Below are 17,230 nucleotides of genomic sequence, written 5' to 3' on the forward strand. Positions count from 1 at the left end.
GCGCCGGCGCGTCCGTCTCGAACTAAGTCGATGATGGGTATGGTTTTTTTGCCGGACGGGGAGGCCCGCCGACGCCGGGAGCGGAGCCTGGCCGCGGGCCATCGGCGCGCCGCCGCGATTTGCGGATTAGCCCCGGAATTGGTGCGCAATCCGGTTATTTGCTGCCGGTATCCGGGTGCTTTAATCGAAAATATAAATTCATATTAATAATGGCCCAGGTCGATCGATTGGACACGTTTAGCCATCGTCTGCGCAACGCGAGAATGCTCCAGGGGTGGACACAAAAGGACTTGGCGGCCGCCAGCAAGCTGTCGCAAAGCGCCATCGGCAACTATGAAAGCGGGCATCGCCTGCAGCCGTCGAGCGACGCGCTCATCAAGCTGACCCGCGCGCTGCGCGTCAATCCCATGTGGCTGAGCGCCGGAGAGGGGCCGATGCTGAGTCCGGAGCCGGGCGAGGCGGCGCCCGCCGCCTGGCCCTTCGAGACCGTGTCATACGCTTCCTACAACCGCCTGAGCCCGCAGGAAAAGCGCCAGATCGAGCTGGTGCTGGCGGCCTACATCAAGGCGCGCGGCGAATAGAACCCAACGGCCGGGCAGCCGCGGGGCGCCGCCGCGCGTCCGCGGCCGGCGCCGGCGCGTCGGGCTCGCCGGCATTGGTCCGCAGGCGGTTGCGCAGGCGTTCGACCGGATCGGCGATCAGCGCGTTGAGCAGCGCCGAGAACGCGATGCAGCTGGTGATGACCACGATCGCGAACAGCATGGGCTGGTGCACGTCGATCTCGTCGAACAGCCAGTCCAGGATCATGATCACCAGCGCATGGCAGATGTAGACCGGATAGCTCAGTTCGCCGATCGCCCGGTCCAGCCGGTAGCGCGACTGGAACAGGAACGCCGCCGGCAGCAGCGCGGCGAACAGCAGCACCGCCAGGCCGTCGCGCACGGTCGGATTGACGCCGATGGAAAAGTGCAGCAGACAGTACGCGAACAGTACCGCCGTGCCCAGCTCGGGCAGGCGCGCGGCCTTCATGGTCCAGGCCTTGTAGCGCGGCAGCAGCACCTGGTGCGACAGCGAGCCGATGAGAAACAGCGCCAGTTCGGTGGGAAAGAAGCGGTAGGTCCAGGGGTCGCCCAGGCCGATGCCCGTGGCGATCAGCACGCCGCGCAGCGCCAGCGAGGCCGCCAGCAGCGTCAGCAGGCGGCGCGGCGACGCCAGTATGAAGGGCGCGACCAGGTAGAAGCTCATTTCCACGCCCAGGGTCCAGGCCTGCGGCACCAGCAGCCCCTGGTACAGCGGCACCTCGCTGTTGGCGAAGCTGCCGGTGAAGGCCAGCGCCGAGTCCTTGATGCCGAAGAACATCAGCCAGTCCTGGCCCAGGATGAAAATATTGGAAAGCACCAGGAACAGTTCCGCGCTCGAAGGCAGGGCTTCATAGAACTGGAAAAACTCGCCGCCGCTCAGCGCATGGGCCGCCAGCGTCATGGCGGCCACGCCCAGGTAGATCGGAAACAGCCGCAGGAAGCGATTGGCGTAGAACTTGCCGACGGCGCCCTGGTAGTGGTCGGTGGCCGTCAGCACGTAGGAGATCAGAAAGCCCGAGATCACGTAGAACAGCTGCACCGCCAGCCGGCCGCCGACCAGATGGTCGGCCTTGCCGCCGCCCAGGTGGTCCAGCACCACGGATAATGCCAACAAGGTTCTCAAGAAGCCCATCGCCGTGTCCCCTGGAATGTTGTCTGGCCCTGCGGCCCGTTCCGCACAGCCTGGAGCTGCCAGGCCCCGCCGGAGGGAGACCCTTTACGGATTCTGCGCGCGCGCCACCCGCCCCGCCATGCGGCATACGATGCATCCGGCCGCGCCATCGGAGCGATGGCCGCAAGACGGGCGATGGTGCATTCGGCTTCGGCTGTTGGGCGGATGGGGCGGCGGGCGGTTACAGTTAGGGGTAGTCAATTTCTGGGAGCCCAGTTCATGTCTATCTTGATGTCTACGCGTAGCCGGCTGCTGTATCTGGGCCTGGTTGCGGCATTGGCGGGCTGCGCCGGCAACACCGGCGGCGCGCGGCCGCAGGGCGCGGCCGCGGCCAACGCCGCCAGCAGCGCCGATTCGCTGGCGCAGACCAGCTGGGAACTGGTGCGCTGGACCGAGCGGGGCGGCGCGCTGCGCGACATCCCGCACGGCGACAATGGCGAACCCGTGCGCCTGACCTTCCTGGCGCAGGGCAAGCAGTACCGCGTCAACGGCTTTTCGGGCTGCAACCGCTACATGGGCACGTACAAGCTGCAGGGCGGCAAGCTCTACATCGACGCGCCCGCCAGCACCCGCATGGCCTGCCTCACGCCCGAGCGCGCGCGCCTGGAGGCCGATTACCTGCGCGGCCTGGGCGCCATCGACACCTTCACCCTGGACAGCGGCGGCGCGCCGCGCCACCTGACCTTCAACCTGCGCGGCGGCGACGTGCTGGAGTTCGCGCGGCGCCAGGACCCGCCCACGCCGTAAGAGAACCGCATGCCGTATTCCGTTTCCCTGCGCCGGCTGGCGCCCTGCCTGCTGCTGGCGGGCCTCGCGGCCTGCTCGTCGACGCCCGAGCGCGCCGTCGGCGGGCAGGACCCGCGCTTCCAACCGGCCGCGGCTTCCGACATGCTGGCGCAGACCGGCTGGGAGCTGGCGCGCTGGACCCGTCCGGGCGGCGCGCTGCGCCCGGTGCCGCATGCGTCCACGCGTTCGCGGCCGCTGACGGTCAGCTTCTTCCATGAGCGCGGCGCGCCGCGCATGGCGGGCTACGCCGGCTGCAACCAGTACAGCGCTTCCTACACGGTCGCCAACGGCCTGCTGATCGTGCGCGACCGGCCCGTGGCCACCGAGATGGCCTGCGCGCCCGACAGCATGAAGCTGGAGCAGGATTTCCTGGCGGGCATGACGCGCATCACCGCCAGCTCGCTGGACAACGTCAACAATCCGCAGCGCATGACCTGGGTGCTGAGCTCGGGCGACACGCTGGACTTCGGCCGCCGCACCGATCCCATCGCCGGCGGCCAGCAGGGGCCGACCAAGCTGGTCTACGTGAACTCGCAGCGCGTGCCATGCAGCGCCGGCGCGGGCCGCGCCATGTGCTACCAGGTGCGCGACAGCGCCGCGCAGCCCTGGCAACTCTGGTATGGCGACATCACCGGCTTTCGCTTCCAGCCGGGCATCCGCTACCGCCTGCGCGTGGTCGAGGTGCGCGACCCGAATCCGCCGGCCGATGCGTCGTCGGTGCGCTGGGTGCTGGACGCCGTGGTCGAGCAGGAGATCGTGCCGCGCTGAAGCGGGCCGGCGGCCAGCGATTACTATTACGGGTTTCGCCGACCGCCTTTGCCCGCTTTTCCATGACTTCCGTCGTCAATATCGCCGCCTACAAGTTCGTCACCCTCGACCGCCTGCCCGAGCTGCGCCAGCGCCTGCTGGACGCCGCCGTCCAGGCGCAGCTCAAGGGCACGATCCTGCTGGCCGAAGAGGGCATCAACCTGTTTCTGGCCGGCTCGGCCGACGGCATCGACGGATTCCTGCGCCTCTTGCGGGCCGACGCAAGCTTCGCCGACCTGGAAGTGAAGTTCAGCCGCAGCGCCTCGGTGCCGTTTCGCAAGATGCTGGTGAAGATCAAGCGCGAGATCATCCGCATGAACCATCCGGCCATCCGCCCCGAGGCGGGGCGCGCGCCCGGCGTGGACGCGCATACGCTGGCGCGCTGGCTGGAGCAGGGGGTGGACGATGCGGGGCGGCCGGTGGTCATGCTCGACACCCGCAATGCCTTCGAGGTGGATGAAGGCACGTTCAAAAACGCCATCGACTGGCGCATCGAGCGGTTCACGCAGTTTCCCGCCGCCGTGCAGGCGCATCGCGCCGAGCTCGAAGGCAAGACCGTGGTCAGCTTCTGCACCGGCGGCATCCGCTGCGAAAAAGCGGCCATCTACATGGCCGAGGCCGGCATCGAGAACGTCTATCAGCTCGACGGCGGCATTCTGAAGTATTTCGAGGAAACCGGCGGCCCGGGCTACCAGGGCAATTGCTTCGTCTTCGACGAACGCATCGCCCTGGACCCGGCGCTCGCGCCCTCGGCTTAGCGCACCCGCATGCCCGGCTTGGCGCCGGGGAACGGTTCCAGCACGTAGATGCCGGCGTCGACCGACTCGTCGGCGTGGCTGGCGGCCAGCACCATGCCTTCCGAGACGCCGAATTTCATCTTGCGTGGGGCCAGGTTGGCCACCATGACGGTCAGCTTGCCGATCAGGTCCTCGGGCTGGTAGGCCGACTTGATGCCGGAGAACACGTTGCGGTGGCGGCCTTCGCCCACGTCCAGCGTCAGGCGCAGCAGCTTGGTCGAGCCTTCCACGTGCTCGCAGTTGACGATCTGCGCGATGCGCAGGTCGACGCGGGCGAAATCGTCAATGGAGATGGTCTCGGCGATGGGCTCGCCGCCAGGCACCACGGCGGGGGCGGCGGGCGGCTCGAACAGGTCTTCCAGCATCTGCGGCTCGACGCGCTGCATCAGGTGCTTGAACGGCGCCACGCGCTGCGGCAGCACCGAGGCGTCGGCCCAGGTGAACGGGGCCTGCGCGCCGAACAGCTCCAGCGCCACGCGCTCGGCCAGGGCCGGCAGCACCGGCGCCAGCATCACCGACAGGGCCTTGAAGCCCGCCAGCGAGCGCGAGCAGATGTCCTGCAGCGCGGCCTTGCGTTCGTCGTCGGCGGTGGCGATGCCCTTGGCCAGCACCCAGGGCTGCGCGGTGTCGAACGCCTGGTTGATGCGGTCGGCGTAGGCCATGATCTCGCGGATCGCGCGGTTGTATTCGCGGGCCTCGAACGCGGCGCGGATGGATTCCGCCTGCTCGGCGTACTCCGCGGCCAGCGCCACGGTGTCGCCGCTGTAGGCCAGCACGCCGTCGAAGTGCTTGGTGACGAAGCTGGCGGCGCGGCTGGCGATGTTGACGTACTTGCCGACCAGGTCGCTGTTGACGCGCGCGATGAAGTCGTCGGGGTTGAAGTCCACGTCTTCGACGCGCGCGTTGAGCTTGGCGGCGATGTAGTAGCGCATCCACTCGGCGTTCATGCCGAGTTCGAGGTAGCGCAGCGGCGAGATGCCGGTGCCGCGGCTCTTGGACATTTTTTCGCCGCTGACGGTGATGAAGCCGTGCACGTTGACCGCGTCCGGCGTCTTGCGGCCGGCGAACTTGAGCATCGCGGGCCAGAACAGCGCGTGGAAGTAGACGATGTCCTTGCCGATGAAGTGGACCTGCTCGGTGTTGCCCGCCGGATCGAGCAGGGCGTCGAAGTCCAGGCCCTTGAGCGCGCAGTACGACTTCAGCGAGGCCAGGTAGCCCACCGGCGCGTCCAGCCAGACGTAGAAGTACTTGCCCGGCGCGTCCGGGATCTCGATGCCGAAGTACGGCGCGTCGCGCGAGATGTCCCAGTCGCCCAGCTTGGCCTCGCCGTCGTCGGCACCCAGCCATTCGCGCGTCTTGGCCAGCATTTCGGGCTGCAGGTGCTTACCGCCGGCGGCGTTCGAGCCGGTGGTCCATTCCTGCAGGAATTCGACGCAGCGCGGATCGGACAGCTTGAAGAAGAAGTGGTCGGAAGACTTCAGCACCGGCGTGGCGCCGGTCAGCGCCGAGTACGGCGCGATCAGGTCGGTGGGCGCATAGACCGCGCCGCAGACCTCGCAGGAGTCGCCGTACTGGTCCTTGGCGTGGCACTTGGGGCATTCGCCCTTGATGTAGCGGTCGGCCAGGAACATGCCCTTGACCGGATCGTAGAACTGCTCGATGGAGCGGGTCTCGATCAGGTCCTGGGCCTTGAGCGCGCGGTAGATGTCGTGCGAGAGCGCGACGTTCTCGGCCGAGTCGGTGGAATGCCAGTGGTCGAAACGGATGTGAAAGCCGTTCAGGTACTGGGGGCGTTCGGCGGCGTAGCGGGCCACCAGCGCCTGCGGCGTGATGCCTTCCTTTTCCGCCTTCAGCATGATGGGCGCGCCGTGCGCGTCATCCGCACCCACGAAGTGCACCGTGTGGCCCGCCATTCGCATCGAACGAACCCAGATATCGGCCTGGATGTACTCCATGATGTGGCCGATGTGGAAAGATCCGTTGGCGTAGGGCAGCGCAGTGGTGACGAAAAGGGTGCGAGACATGGTTGTCGATAGAGGTTGAGGGGGAAAAGGGGTTGGCCGGCCATTTTAGGGCAACGGCGCAGACTTGCCCCGGACGGGCGGCCCAATGACGCGATCCGCCCGCCGCGCAAGGCGGTCCGGGCGGACATCGGGTGTCGGGGGAGGGGTAAGGCCGGCGCTACGGGCGCAGCGTTACGAAAACACAACATGCCCGCGCGCGGTTTGCGCCGCGGGCATCGGGAACCGCGCCGTCAGCGGATCTCGCGGGCTTCGACGTCGATCACGTCGCCGCGCGGCTGCGTGGCGAACGGGGCGGCGGCCGACTGGAACGGGCCGGGGCGGGCGCCCTGGCGCTGGCTCCAGTAGGCGCGCACGCCGAACGGCTTGCCACGCACCTTGGCGACCACGTACAGGATCGCCACGGCGATCGCCGTGGAAAGCATGAAGACCAGCGCCATCGCCATGCCGATCAAGGCCAGGGCGGCGAACAGTACGGCACGAAAGAAGCGGATAAGTGTGTTGGTCATGAAGTTCGGACGGAAAACGCAGCGAAAGGTTCCCGGGTATCCGCTATCCTTTAGGGGATGGCGGCCCGCACAAGCCGTGCTGTCTACGGAACCACAGTGATATGAGTATAACGATAGAACACATCCGCGCCGCGCTGCGCGCCGCGCAAGACCCGAATACCGGTCTGGATCTGGGCGTTTCTGTAAAAGATCGTGACATTCAACTGGACGGCGGGCGGGTCGCCGTGGCGCTGGAACTGGGCTATCCCGCCGACGCCGCCACCCTCGAACAGGTGCGCGGCATTGCGCAAGCCGCGCTGGCCGGCGCCGGCGCGCCCGACGCCCAGGTCTCGGTGACCTGGAAGGTCGCGGCGCACGCGGTGCAGAAGACGCTCAAGCCCCTGCCCAACGTACGCAACATTATTGCGGTGGCCTCAGGCAAGGGCGGCGTGGGCAAGAGCACCACGGCGGTGAACCTGGCGCTGGCCCTGGCCGCCGAAGGCGCCAAGGTCGGGCTGCTGGACGCCGATATCTACGGCCCCAGCGTGCCGACCATGCTGGGCGTCTCGGGACGCCCCGAGAGCCGCGACAACAAGACCATGGAGCCGCTGGTCGGCCACGGCGTGCAGGCCAACTCCATCGGCTTCCTGATCGACGCCGATTCGCCCGCCATCTGGCGCGGCCCGATGGTGACGCAGGCGCTCGAACAACTGTTGCGCCAGACCAACTGGCGCGATCTGGACTACCTGATCGTGGACATGCCGCCGGGCACGGGCGACGTGGCCCTGACGCTGGCGCAGAAGGTGCCGGTGGTGGGCGCCGTCATCGTCACCACGCCGCAGGACGTGGCGCTGGCCGACGCGCGCAAGGGCCTGCGCATGTTCCAGAAGGTCGACGTGCCCATCCTGGGCGTGGTCGAGAACATGGCCATCCACATCTGCTCGCAGTGCGGGCACGCCGAGCACATCTTCGGCGCGGGCGGCGGCCAGCGCATGGCCGAGCAGTTCGAGACGCCGTGGCTGGGCAGCCTGCCGCTGACCCTGGCGATCCGCGAGCAGACCGACGCCGGCACGCCCACCGTGGTGTCCGACGCAGGCAGCGAAGCCGCGGGGCTGTACCGCGCCATCGCCAGGAAGCTGGCGGCCGGCGTGGCCGCGCTTCCCCGCGATATGGCCGGCAAGTTCCCGTCCATCGTCGTGCAGCAACCGACCTGAAGCATGCGGTGGGCAGCGCGCGCCTTCTTGGCAGGATGTTGTGTGATGGCGGGCGAGGCGCTGGCCAAGCGCCCGGAGATCATCGTGGACCCGGGCGGCGTGCCGCCGGCCGCGCTGCAGGCCATCACCGAGGCGGTCGACGCCATCGCGCGCCTGGCCGAAGACCAGGACGGCGGTGAAATCAACCGGCTGCGCCGGCGCGCGCGCGACGCGACGCTGGCGGCGCTGGCCACCCAGGGCTATTTCTCGCCCACGGTGACGCTGGAAGCGGGCACCGACATCGGCGGCGAAACCTGGGACATCGGCATCGTCTCGGGCAAGCGCACGACCGTCGGTTCGGTGGACCTGAAATTCACCGGCCGCATCACGCGTCCGGAGTACGCCGACCGCGTGCGCAAGCTGCGCGACGACTGGCAGCTGAAGGTCGGCCAGCCGTTCATCAACAGCGACTGGAACAAGGCCAAGGCCACGCTGCTGGATTCGGTGTCCACGCGCGATTTCCTGCTGGCGCGCATGACCGCCTCCGAGGCCGAGATCCAGGCCGACGAGGCCACGGCGGCGCTGCGGGTCACGATAGACAGCGGGCCGCAGGTGCGCATGGGCGAACTCACCGTCCTGGGCTTGAAGCGCGTGCCGGAAAAACTGATCGACCGCTACGTGCGTTACTCGGAAGGCTCGGCCTACGACCAGGACCGGCTCGACCAATGGCAGCAGGACCTGCAGTCCACCGCGTTTTTTCGCGGCGCCTTCGTGTCGCTGCAGCAGCCCGGCGACGAGAGCGCCCAGCCCACCGATCCCGTCTCGGACCGGGCCCGCGCGCCGGGGGCGGCCGACGCCGCGACCTCGGCGCCGGCGGGCGACCCGACCGTGTCCGGCGCCGTGCCGCCGCCGCCCGCCAAATACGATTCCGACGGCGACGTGACCCTGCCGGTGCAGGTGCGCGTGGTCGAGGCGCCGCCCAAGCGGCTGTCGGTCTCGGTGGGCGTGGACGATACGGCCGGCGCCAGGCTGGAGAGCCTGTACCGCCAGAACGTGGTGTTCGGCCAGCCGGTCACCATGGAGACCGGCTTCGGCGTGGACCGCCTGCGCCAGCGCGCCTACCTGGACATCTTCATGCCGCCCACCGAGCGCGGCTACAAGGACTCCATCGGCCTGCTGGCCGACCACTCCGACATCGAGGGCCTGGACGTGACGCGCTACGCGCTGGGCGCGACGCGCACGCAGCTGCGCAAGGGCGCCGGCGACAGCCGGGTCGAATACGAAACCCGCTGGGGCATGCTGCTGGCGCACGACCGCGTCAAGATCGACGGCGGCGACGAATACACGCTGCCCACGCTGACCGGCACGGCCGAGTGGCTGCGCCGCGACGTGGACAACAAATACGATCCGCGCGAAGGCAACCTGATCGCGGTGGGCGGCGGCGTCGGCGTCACGCTCGACACCGGCGAGCCCTACACCCGCCTGCGGCTGCGGGCGCAGAAGTGGTGGCCGATAGGCAAGCGCGACGTGCTCACGGTGCGCGGCGAGGTCGGCCGCCTGTGGGCCAAGAGCGACGTGCAGGTGCTCGACGACTTCGGTTTTCGCACCGGCGGCGCGCGCTCGATCCGCGGCTACAAGTACCAGAGCATCGGCGTGAAGCGCGACGACGCGATCGTGGGCGCGCCCACGCTGCTGGTCGGCAGCATCGAGTACGACCACTACTTCAATGAGCGCTGGGGCATGGGCGTGTTCGTGGACGCGGGCGACGCCGCCGAATCCTTCGGCGACATGTCGCTGGCGCTGGGCTACGGGGTCGGCGCGCGCGTGCGCACGCCGGCCGGCCCCTTGTTCCTGGACGTCGCCTACGGCCAGCGCGAGCGCGACCTGCGCCTGCATTTTTCCCTGGGGATTGCGTTTTGAAGCGCTTGCGCAAGTTTCTGCGGCATGTGCTGGTGTGGTGGCTGCCGGGCCTGGCGATGCTGGCCGTGCTGGCCGGCGGCTTCGTATTCTGGCTGGCCGGCTCGCAGAACGGCACGCGGCTGCTGCTGACCACGGCCGCGCAGCAATTGAACGGCCAGGCGCTGGACGTGAACGGTTCGCTGCTGCGGGGCCTGACGGTGGGCCGGCTGGAGCTGGATTTCGACGGCACGCACATCGGCATCGATGGCCTGAGCCTGAACGTGCATTGGCGCGCGCTGGGCGACCGGCGGCTGCATGTGCGCGAGATCGCGGCCGAATCGGTGCAGGTGGCGCTGACCTCCACGCCCGAAACGCCCGCGGAGGCCGGCGACGACGCGCCGTTCACGCTGCCCGAACTGCCGGTGGACATCGCCGTCGACCGGGTGGCGCTGGGCGCGTTCGAACTGCGGCAGGACGGCGAGCCGCTGCCGGTGACGCTGGGCGGCCTGGAAGCCACGTTCGCCGCTGGGCGCACCGGCGGCGCGCAGCTGCGCATCGCGAGCCTGCGGGTCGGCCACGAGGTTGGCACGGCCGACCTGAGCGGGCAGGCCGATCTCCAGGCGCTGGCCGATCCCTGGCCGTTCACCGCGCGGCTGGACGTCACGGCGCACGGCGCCGGCCCCGATTCTCCGCTGTGCGAGCCGGAAAGGCTGCGCGACCGGTATCAACCCAAAAAGCCCCCCGTGTCCGCCAGGCAGGCCCGGGAACAGGCCGCGATCCGCGCCGCGACCCAGGCCCCGGGGGCGCCGCCGCCGGCGCTGGGCGAGGGCGCGCCGTCCTGTCAGGTCTTGCTGCGCGCGGATGCCGCCGGTTCGCTGGACGGCATCCAGGCCAAGCTCGACGGTTCGGGCTCCGGCCTGGTGCTGGACGTGGTCGCCGACCTGGCGCCGCGCACGGCCCTGGTGCTGCGCAGCGCCCGTGCCAACATGGCGCTGCCGGACAAGTCCGCGCTGGCCGCGCAGTTCGACCTGCAGCCGGGGCAGGGGCGCGACCGCCTGACCGGCTCGCTCAGCGCCCAGCGCCTGGACCTGACGCCGTGGCTGGGCGAGGCCATTCCCCCGGCGCTGCTGAGCCTGCGCGCCGACGTGCAGGCCGAGATCGAAAATCTGAGCCAGCTGCGCCACGCCGGCGTGGACCTGCGCTTCGAGGAAGGCAGCCGCTGGAACCGCCAGGCCCTGGCCGGCGCGCTCAAGGCCCAGGTGGACGTGACCGGCTCGGGCGCGCCCGCCGAGGCCTCCGGCGCCGCGGCCGATCCTCTGGCCGGCCTGCGCATCCACGGCCTGGACGTGGACCTGAAGCTGGGGCGCAACCGCGTGCGCGCCAGCGGCGAGCTGGGCGCGGCCGACAGCGCGCTGGCGCTGGACGTCCAGGCGCCGCAGCTCGATGCTTTCTGGCCGGACGTGCCCGGCGGCGCGGAGCTCAAAGGCAAGCTGAGCGGAACGGCGGCCGCGCACCGCGGCGATCTCACCGCCAGCTACACGCCCGCCAAGCCGCGCCCCAAGCAGCTGGGCGCGTCCAAGGCCCAGGCCAGCGTCACGTTCACGGGCGGCTGGGGGCTGGGGCGCCAGGGCGAGGCCGACGCCGCCCTGACCGGCTGGCGCGGCGAGTTTTCGCGCCTGAGCGCCGATACCGCCGGCTTCACGGTGACGGTGGACCGGCCGGTCGCCGTCGCCTATCTGCCGGCGGCCGTCGCGCCGCAGTGGCAATGGCGGGTCGGCCAGACCGCGCTCAGCCTGACCCTGCCGGGCAAGGAACGCCTGACGCTGGCGCACAAGGGCTCGCGCGGCGGCGGCAAGCGCTGGGAGACGGCCGGGCAGGCCGACAATCTGGTCATCACCGCCGCCATGGCGCGCCAGGTGGCCGCCGCGCTCGATCCCGAGGCCGCGGCGCGGCTGGGCAAGCGCCCGGGGCGCGTGAACGCCATGATTCCCGAGGGCCAGCGCCGCATCGCGCTGGACGCGTTGTGGGACCTGAAGTTCGACGGCCGGCTGGCCGGCGCCGCGCGGCTGTCGCGCCGCGAAGGCGACCTGCTGATCCCGGGCGATCCGCCCACGCCGCTGGGCCTGCGCACGCTGGTGCTGGACCTGAACGCCACGCCCATCTCGGCCAACGCCAGCCGGCTGGACGCCAAGCTCAACGTGGTCACGGAGAAGATGGGCGTAGTCAGCGGCACCGGCAGCGCGGTGCTGCTGGTCGACGCCAAGGGCGGCATGGCGCTGGACGCGCGCCAGCCGCTGCGCGCCAAGCTCGACGCCGACATCGCCGACCTGGGCTGGCTCGGCCTGTTCGTGGGCGACACGATGGAAGTCGGCGGCACGCTCAAGGCCAACCTGGAGGCGCAGGGCACGCTGGCCGGCAAATGGAGCGCCAGCGGCAATATCCGCGGCGACAAGCTGCGGGTGGTGCGGATCGACGACGGCGTGCGCCTGATCGACGGCACGCTGGCCGCGCGCGTGAACGGCGACACGCTGGTGCTCGACAGCCTGCGCTTTCCGGCCTCGCTGCGGGTCATGCCGGCGGAATGGCGGACCAAGGAATGGATCACCACCAACCCCGGCGCCAAGGATGGCTACGCCGAGGCCAAGGGGCAATGGAACTTCATCGACGGCGGCGGCAACGTGCGCCTGACCCTGTACCGGTTCCCGGCGCTGCAGCGCTCGGACCGCTACGCCATGGTGTCGGGCACCATCGACCTGAAGGCGGCCATGCCGCGCCTGGAGATCGTGGGCGACCTGAAGGCCGACGCCGGCTGGTTCAGCCTGGAGATCCTGCAGGGCGTGCCGTCGCTGGACGATGACGTCAAGGTGCGCCGCGCCGGCGACGACCCCAACACGGTGTCCACCCCGCTGCAGACCAGCATGGACCTCAAGTTCGACATGGGGCCGCGCTTCTACATCACCGGCATGGGGCTGGACGCCGGCCTGCTGGGCGCCATCCAGATCCGGCTCAACGAGGGCCGGCTGACCGGCTGGGGCCAGCTGCGCACGCGCGGCGGCGGCATCGAGGCCTATGGCCAGAAGCTGCGCCTGAGCCGCGGCACGCTCACGTTCCAGGGGCGGCTGGACAATCCGCTGCTGGATATCGAGGCCCTGCGCACCGGCGAGCAGGTCGAGGCCGGCGTGAAGGTGGTGGGCACCGCCCAGCGCCCGCGCATCGACCTGGTGTCCTATCCGGACGTCAGCGACGTCGAGAAGCTGTCCTGGCTGCTGCTGGGCCGCGGCCCCGACGAAAGCGGCGGCGACGCCGCGCTGCTGATGTCGGTGGGCACGGCGCTGCTGGGCGGCGGGCAGCCGTTCTACAAGCAGTTCGGGCTGGACGACGTCAGCATCCGCACCGGCAACATCGGCAGTTCGGGCAGCCTGCTGCCCGACCGCACCGTGGCCGGCGAAGTCAACCGCGACAGCGACAGCCAGCTGGCCACGCAATTCCTGGTGGCCAGCAAGTCCTTCGCCAACGGCATCACGCTCAGCGTCGAGCAGGCGCTGGCCGGCAGCGACACCGTCGGGCGGGCCAGCTACCGCCTGGCGCGCGGCCTGTCGCTGGACCTGAAAGGCGGCTCGGTCAACGGCATCGAACTGGTGTACCGGACCTTCTTCGGCAACTGAGGGGGACGGCGCCGTTCCCCCGCCTCGGGCGGGGGCCGTCCGCTCGGGATAAAATGACGGCCATTCCATCCCCTAGCACCATTGCCACCATGAGCATCAAAAGCGACCGCTGGATCCGCCGCCAGGCCGAAGCCGGCATGATCGAACCCTTCGAGCCGGGGCAGGTCCGCACGGCCAATGGCGGGCGCATCGTCAGCTACGGCACCAGCAGCTACGGCTACGACGTGCGTTGCGCCGACGAGTTCAAGATCTTCACCAACATCAATTCCACCATCGTCGATCCCAAGAATTTCGACGAAGGCTCGTTCGTGGATTTCAAGGGCGATGTCTGCATCATCCCGCCCAATTCGTTCGCGCTGGCGCGCACCGTCGAGTACTTCCGCATCCCGCGCAGCGTCCTGACGGTCTGCCTGGGCAAGAGCACCTATGCGCGCTGCGGCATCATCGTCAACGTCACGCCGCTGGAACCCGAATGGGAAGGCCACGTGACGCTGGAGTTCTCCAACACCACGCCGCTGCCGGCCAAGATCTACGCCGGCGAAGGCTGCGCGCAGATGCTGTTCCTGGAAAGCGACGAGATCTGCGAAACCTCGTACCGCGACCGCGGCGGCAAGTACCAGGGCCAGCGCGGCGTGACGCTGCCGCGCACCTGAGGCCTCAGCCGGCCGGCGCGGGCGCCGGCCGCAGGTAATCGATATCCCATTCGCCTTCGCCGGTCTGGACGAATCCATGCCGGCGGTAGAAGCGGTTCGAGTCGCTGCCGCGCAGCGCGCCCACGCGCACCGGCAGCCCGAGGCGGTCGGCCTCGTCCAGTATCCGCCGCAGCACCTGGCCGCCCAGGCCCTGGCCCGAGGCGTCGGGCCGCAGGTACAGATGGTCCAGGCGCAGGCCGTCGCCGTCCGGGCGCAGCGCATAAAACCCCACCCGTTGCCCGTCCAGCTCGATGGACCAGGTATGTTCCGGCCGGAACGTGGCGCGCAGGCGCGAGCGCGCGCGCTGCGGGTCGAAGCGCCCCAGGCGCTCCAGGCTGGGCCGCATGGCCTCGATGCGCAGCGCCAGCAGGGCTTCGAAATCGGCTTCGCCGACCGGCTCGTAGCGCAGCGCCGGCCGCGCCAGCGCGTCATAGCCCTGTCCCAGGAACTGCAGGATGCAGATGCCGTGCCCGTACGGATCGCTCAGGTGCGCGATGCGGCCCCAGTCATGCGACACCGCGGGGTCTTCCAGCCGCGCGCCGGCCGCGACGGCGCGCTCGACCGCGAGATCGGCGTCGTCCACCACCACGTCCAGATGCACCGGCGTCCAGTGCCGCGCATAGTCGCGCGGCTGGCGCGTGGCGCCCGCGGCGGGCGTGCCGGCGGCTTTTTCGAGCAGGTAGATGGGCGCTTCGGCGCCGCGCATTTCGGCCACCTTGGAGCCCAGCCTGCGTTGCAGCCGCAGCCCGAAGGCGCGGCGGTAGAAATCGATGGCGGGTTCCAGCTCGGGCACGTCGATATTGACGAGGATACGCATGGGAGTCGCTTCTGTGGTTGTCGGGGGCGCTCAGCGGGCCGGCAGCGCCAGCGTCATCAGGGTTTCGTCGTAGTAGCGGCCGTCCACGCACAGGGCCTCGCGCTCGCGCCCGTATTCGACGAAGCCCAGGCCGAGATACAACGCGGCCGCGGCGGCGTTGTTGGAGGTCACGCTCAATTGCACGTGGCGGATGCCGCGCATGGTCGCGGCGTGCGCGATGGCGGCCTGCATCAGCAGCCGCGCCAGGCCGCGGCCGCGCCGCTCGGGCGCGACGTAGACGCTCCAGATGTGCGCCTTGTGGCGCATCTTCAGCTTGCCCTGCCGCGACACCCCCACGATGCCCGCCAGCGCCGGTCCGTCGAACGCGCCGAACATCGCGCCGTCGTTGGCCGGCGCGATCCAGGCGCGTATGTCTTCCAGTGTCAGGGTGTGTTCCTCTTCGTAACTCGATCCGAACGATTCGGGCGTTTCGACCAGCGCGTCCAGGCGCAATTGGCGCAGGGCCGCGGCATCGGCGGGAACCAGGCGACGGACCAGGGGAGGGGACATAGAGAGTGTTGGGAATAGGTAACGTTTTGAGGGCGTTTGGGGCAGTATAGAGGGTCGGGTTGCCTATAATGGGTTCAATGCCGCTTGCGGTTTTCACAAAGGAGCCATCGATGTTCGGTTTCCTCAAGATAAACCAGGACGCCAAGCGCAACGAAGTCCAGGAAGAATTCGTAGCGCGCGTGGCGGATGCCGCGCAGGACTTTGTCCAAGCCGCCGGCCAGACCGGCGCAGTGCTGGACTACTCACCATCCAGCGTGCACGCGCTCGATGAAGCGCTGGAGGCCGCCCACCTGGGCAACCTGCCTCTTACCCCCATGCAGACCGTCGGCGCCGCCGCCTACCTCTACGAGGTCGGACGCCGCGCGCACGGCGGCCTGTACGAAGTGTGCGACGACGAGGACCCGGTGGTGCTGGTCTGCGGCGAACCCGGAACCGAAGTCTGCTTCGGCGCGATCGCCAAGGTCGAACGCCGCATCCGCTACGGCGCCGCCGAAGCGATTCCGCCTTATTTCGAGCAATTCATGGCGGCGCTGCAGGCGGGCGAGGCCCGCACCATCCGTTAGCAGCCGGCGGGCGGCGCATTGACAGCGCCGCCGGTTTTCCAGACACCGGATCGGCCCACGCCTGGCCTCAGCTCCTACCAGGTCGCCTGCATCGCTGCCCGAACGCGATGCGCCACCAGGAGACTGACATGCCCCCACCGCCCGCCCGCATCCTCGTCACCGGCGCCGCCGGCCATCTCGGCCGCAAGGCCCTGGCCATCCTGGCGCGCCAGCCCTGGTGCGCGCAGCTGACCGGCATCGACGTGCAGGTCGACGCCGGCGCGTTCGATCCGGCGCTGCGCGAGCGCCTGACGCTGGTCGCGGCCGACCTGGAGCGTCCCGACCCGGCCTGGACCCGCCATTTCGCCGACGTGGACGCCGTGGTGCACCTGGCGGCCCGCCACTCCACGCCCGACGCCAGCTGGGAAGAGGCGCTGGCGTCCTACGGCATGACCCTGAACGTGCTGACGGCCGCCGCCACGCACGGCGCGCGGCGGCTGTTTTTCTCCTCGTCCAACCACGTCATGGGCGGCTACAAGGACGAGCCGCTGGCCGCCTCGATGGGGCCGGGCAGGCTCTCCGTGCGCTGCGAACCGGCGCCGGGCACGCGCTGGTTCGACGGCGAACGCGAAGTGCATGCGCTGGCCTACGCCACCTCGAAGGAGATGGGCGAGCGCCTGTGCCGCGCGTGCTCGGCCATGACCGGCGGCCGCCTGTCCACCGTGGCCGCGCGCATCGGCTGGATCCTGCCGGGCGACAACGATCCGCGCGACATGACGTATTCCGGCGTGGCCCACCGGCGCGCGCCCGACCCGCAGGCGCTGGACGAGCCCGCCCGCCGCGCCCTGGCGTGGTTCCACGACATGTGGCTGTCCAACGGCGATTTCGAACGCCTGCTGGTCGCCGCCCTGACCGCGGACGCCTCGGGCTGGCCCGACGGCAGCGTCATCGTCAACGGGGTGTCGGCCAACCAGGGCAGCGCCTGGGACGTGGAGGACGGGCGCGCGACCATCGGCTACGCGCCGCGCGACGACGTGCGGCGGCGCCTGCGGGGCTGAGCAGGGGCGTTCGGGCCGGCGCGGCCGGGGCGGGTTTTAGCGTGATCACAACGGCGTTCGGGCCATTTCGGGATTTCCCTTAGGCCTGCAGGAAAAACCGCCCTACAATTCGCCCATTCCCGCCGCCCCGGCGGGTGCTCGCGCCGTCTGTCATCAGGCGGATT

General features: G+C 69.6%; 15 protein-coding genes. 10 read left to right on the forward strand and 5 right to left on the reverse strand.

Features of this window, described 5'->3' with window-relative positions:
• Positions 1 to 263 precede the first annotated feature (263 nt).
• Complete coding sequence (locus tag AC1IQ6_RS03695; RefSeq protein ID WP_246842457.1) at positions 264 to 581, forward strand: helix-turn-helix domain-containing protein; 318 nt, start codon at positions 264 to 266, stop codon at positions 579 to 581.
• Here the strand turns inward: AC1IQ6_RS03695 and AC1IQ6_RS03700 are convergent.
• Complete coding sequence (locus AC1IQ6_RS03700; protein WP_485865867.1) at positions 562 to 1,695, reverse strand: acyltransferase family protein; 1,134 nt, start codon at positions 1,693 to 1,695, stop codon at positions 562 to 564. The two genes, AC1IQ6_RS03695 and AC1IQ6_RS03700, sit on opposite strands and share 20 nt — an antisense overlap.
• A gap of 288 nt (positions 1,696 to 1,983) precedes the next feature.
• Here AC1IQ6_RS03700 and AC1IQ6_RS03705 point away from each other — a divergent pair, with 288 nt between their 5' ends.
• From AC1IQ6_RS03705 to AC1IQ6_RS03715, 3 genes are all read left to right on the forward strand, one after another.
• Positions 1,984 to 2,499 carry an META domain-containing protein gene (locus AC1IQ6_RS03705; RefSeq protein WP_479731026.1) on the forward strand — a complete coding sequence of 172 codons (516 nt, stop codon included), beginning with the start codon at positions 1,984 to 1,986 and terminating at the stop codon, positions 2,497 to 2,499.
• Positions 2,500 to 2,508: 9 nt separating this feature from the next.
• A complete protein-coding gene (locus tag AC1IQ6_RS03710; RefSeq protein ID WP_111825866.1) occupies positions 2,509 to 3,306 on the forward strand; it encodes an META and DUF4377 domain-containing protein in 798 nt (265 codons plus the stop codon).
• Positions 3,307 to 3,368: 62 nt separating this feature from the next.
• Positions 3,369 to 4,103, forward strand: coding sequence for a sulfurtransferase (locus AC1IQ6_RS03715; protein WP_209164522.1), 735 nt, complete (start codon positions 3,369 to 3,371; stop codon positions 4,101 to 4,103).
• Here the strand turns inward: AC1IQ6_RS03715 and metG are convergent.
• Positions 4,100 to 6,166, reverse strand: a complete 2,067-nt coding sequence (gene metG / locus AC1IQ6_RS03720; RefSeq protein ID WP_485865868.1) for a methionine--tRNA ligase — start codon at positions 6,164 to 6,166, stop codon at positions 4,100 to 4,102. The two genes, AC1IQ6_RS03715 and metG, sit on opposite strands and share 4 nt — an antisense overlap.
• Positions 6,167 to 6,396: 230 nt before the next feature.
• A complete protein-coding gene (locus AC1IQ6_RS03725) occupies positions 6,397 to 6,672 on the reverse strand; it encodes a hypothetical protein (protein ID WP_102774044.1) in 276 nt (91 codons plus the stop codon).
• Between the two features lie 101 nt (positions 6,673 to 6,773).
• Here AC1IQ6_RS03725 and apbC point away from each other — a divergent pair, with 101 nt between their 5' ends.
• The 4 genes from apbC (at position 6,774) to dcd (ending at position 14,061) form a co-directional block, all read left to right on the forward strand.
• Positions 6,774 to 7,865 carry an iron-sulfur cluster carrier protein ApbC gene (apbC, locus tag AC1IQ6_RS03730; RefSeq protein WP_102774043.1) on the forward strand — a complete coding sequence of 364 codons (1,092 nt, stop codon included), beginning with the start codon at positions 6,774 to 6,776 and terminating at the stop codon, positions 7,863 to 7,865.
• Between the two features lie 3 nt (positions 7,866 to 7,868).
• Complete coding sequence (locus tag AC1IQ6_RS03735; RefSeq protein WP_485865869.1) at positions 7,869 to 9,764, forward strand: autotransporter assembly complex protein TamA; 1,896 nt, start codon at positions 7,869 to 7,871, stop codon at positions 9,762 to 9,764.
• Positions 9,761 to 13,408 carry a translocation/assembly module TamB domain-containing protein gene (locus AC1IQ6_RS03740; protein WP_485865870.1) on the forward strand — a complete coding sequence of 1,216 codons (3,648 nt, stop codon included), beginning with the start codon at positions 9,761 to 9,763 and terminating at the stop codon, positions 13,406 to 13,408. Before AC1IQ6_RS03735 ends, AC1IQ6_RS03740 begins: the two co-directional genes overlap by 4 nt.
• Before the next feature lie 89 nt (positions 13,409 to 13,497).
• Positions 13,498 to 14,061 carry a dCTP deaminase gene (dcd, locus tag AC1IQ6_RS03745; protein ID WP_043546327.1) on the forward strand — a complete coding sequence of 188 codons (564 nt, stop codon included), beginning with the start codon at positions 13,498 to 13,500 and terminating at the stop codon, positions 14,059 to 14,061.
• 4 nt (positions 14,062 to 14,065) lie between these two features.
• On the opposite strand, the gene AC1IQ6_RS03750 is transcribed toward dcd, so the two are convergent.
• Both AC1IQ6_RS03750 and AC1IQ6_RS03755 read right to left on the reverse strand, forming a co-directional pair.
• A complete protein-coding gene (locus tag AC1IQ6_RS03750) occupies positions 14,066 to 14,917 on the reverse strand; it encodes a GNAT family N-acetyltransferase (protein WP_102774041.1) in 852 nt (283 codons plus the stop codon).
• A gap of 30 nt (positions 14,918 to 14,947) precedes the next feature.
• Positions 14,948 to 15,466 (reverse strand): GNAT family N-acetyltransferase, encoded by a 519-nt coding sequence (locus AC1IQ6_RS03755; RefSeq protein ID WP_111825863.1) that lies wholly within the window; start codon positions 15,464 to 15,466, stop codon positions 14,948 to 14,950.
• 110 nt (positions 15,467 to 15,576) lie between these two features.
• Between AC1IQ6_RS03755 and AC1IQ6_RS03760 the strand changes: the two genes are divergently transcribed.
• Together AC1IQ6_RS03760 and AC1IQ6_RS03765 are read left to right on the forward strand one after the other, a co-directional pair.
• Positions 15,577 to 16,029, forward strand: coding sequence for a hypothetical protein (locus AC1IQ6_RS03760; RefSeq protein ID WP_102774039.1), 453 nt, complete (start codon positions 15,577 to 15,579; stop codon positions 16,027 to 16,029).
• A gap of 128 nt (positions 16,030 to 16,157) precedes the next feature.
• Entirely contained in the window at positions 16,158 to 17,066 is a 909-nt protein-coding gene (locus AC1IQ6_RS03765) for an NAD-dependent epimerase/dehydratase family protein (RefSeq protein ID WP_485865871.1), read from the forward strand.
• Positions 17,067 to 17,230 lie beyond the last annotated feature (164 nt).

It is taken from the genome of Achromobacter sp. MUI-25009338 (assembly GCF_057359325.1).

Bases quoted from the DNA above. Each gene is read 5' to 3' on its own strand.
- AC1IQ6_RS03695 (WP_246842457.1), top strand. From the start codon at position 264: ATGCTCCAGGGGTGGACACAAAAGGACTTGGCGGCCGCCAGCAAGCTG.
- AC1IQ6_RS03705 (WP_479731026.1), top strand. From the start codon at position 1,984: ATGTCTACGCGTAGCCGGCTGCTGTATCTGGGCCTGGTTGCGGCATTG.
- AC1IQ6_RS03710 (WP_111825866.1), top strand. From the start codon at position 2,509: ATGCCGTATTCCGTTTCCCTGCGCCGGCTGGCGCCCTGCCTGCTGCTG.
- AC1IQ6_RS03715 (WP_209164522.1), top strand. From the start codon at position 3,369: ATGACTTCCGTCGTCAATATCGCCGCCTACAAGTTCGTCACCCTCGAC.
- metG (WP_485865868.1), bottom strand. From the start codon at position 6,166: ATGTCTCGCACCCTTTTCGTCACCACTGCGCTGCCCTACGCCAACGGA.
- AC1IQ6_RS03725 (WP_102774044.1), bottom strand. From the start codon at position 6,672: ATGACCAACACACTTATCCGCTTCTTTCGTGCCGTACTGTTCGCCGCC.
- apbC (WP_102774043.1), top strand. From the start codon at position 6,774: ATGAGTATAACGATAGAACACATCCGCGCCGCGCTGCGCGCCGCGCAA.
- AC1IQ6_RS03735 (WP_485865869.1), top strand. From the start codon at position 7,869: ATGCGGTGGGCAGCGCGCGCCTTCTTGGCAGGATGTTGTGTGATGGCG.
- dcd (WP_043546327.1), top strand. From the start codon at position 13,498: ATGAGCATCAAAAGCGACCGCTGGATCCGCCGCCAGGCCGAAGCCGGC.
- AC1IQ6_RS03750 (WP_102774041.1), bottom strand. From the start codon at position 14,917: ATGCGTATCCTCGTCAATATCGACGTGCCCGAGCTGGAACCCGCCATC.
- AC1IQ6_RS03755 (WP_111825863.1), bottom strand. From the start codon at position 15,466: ATGTCCCCTCCCCTGGTCCGTCGCCTGGTTCCCGCCGATGCCGCGGCC.
- AC1IQ6_RS03760 (WP_102774039.1), top strand. From the start codon at position 15,577: ATGTTCGGTTTCCTCAAGATAAACCAGGACGCCAAGCGCAACGAAGTC.
- AC1IQ6_RS03765 (WP_485865871.1), top strand. From the start codon at position 16,158: ATGCCCCCACCGCCCGCCCGCATCCTCGTCACCGGCGCCGCCGGCCAT.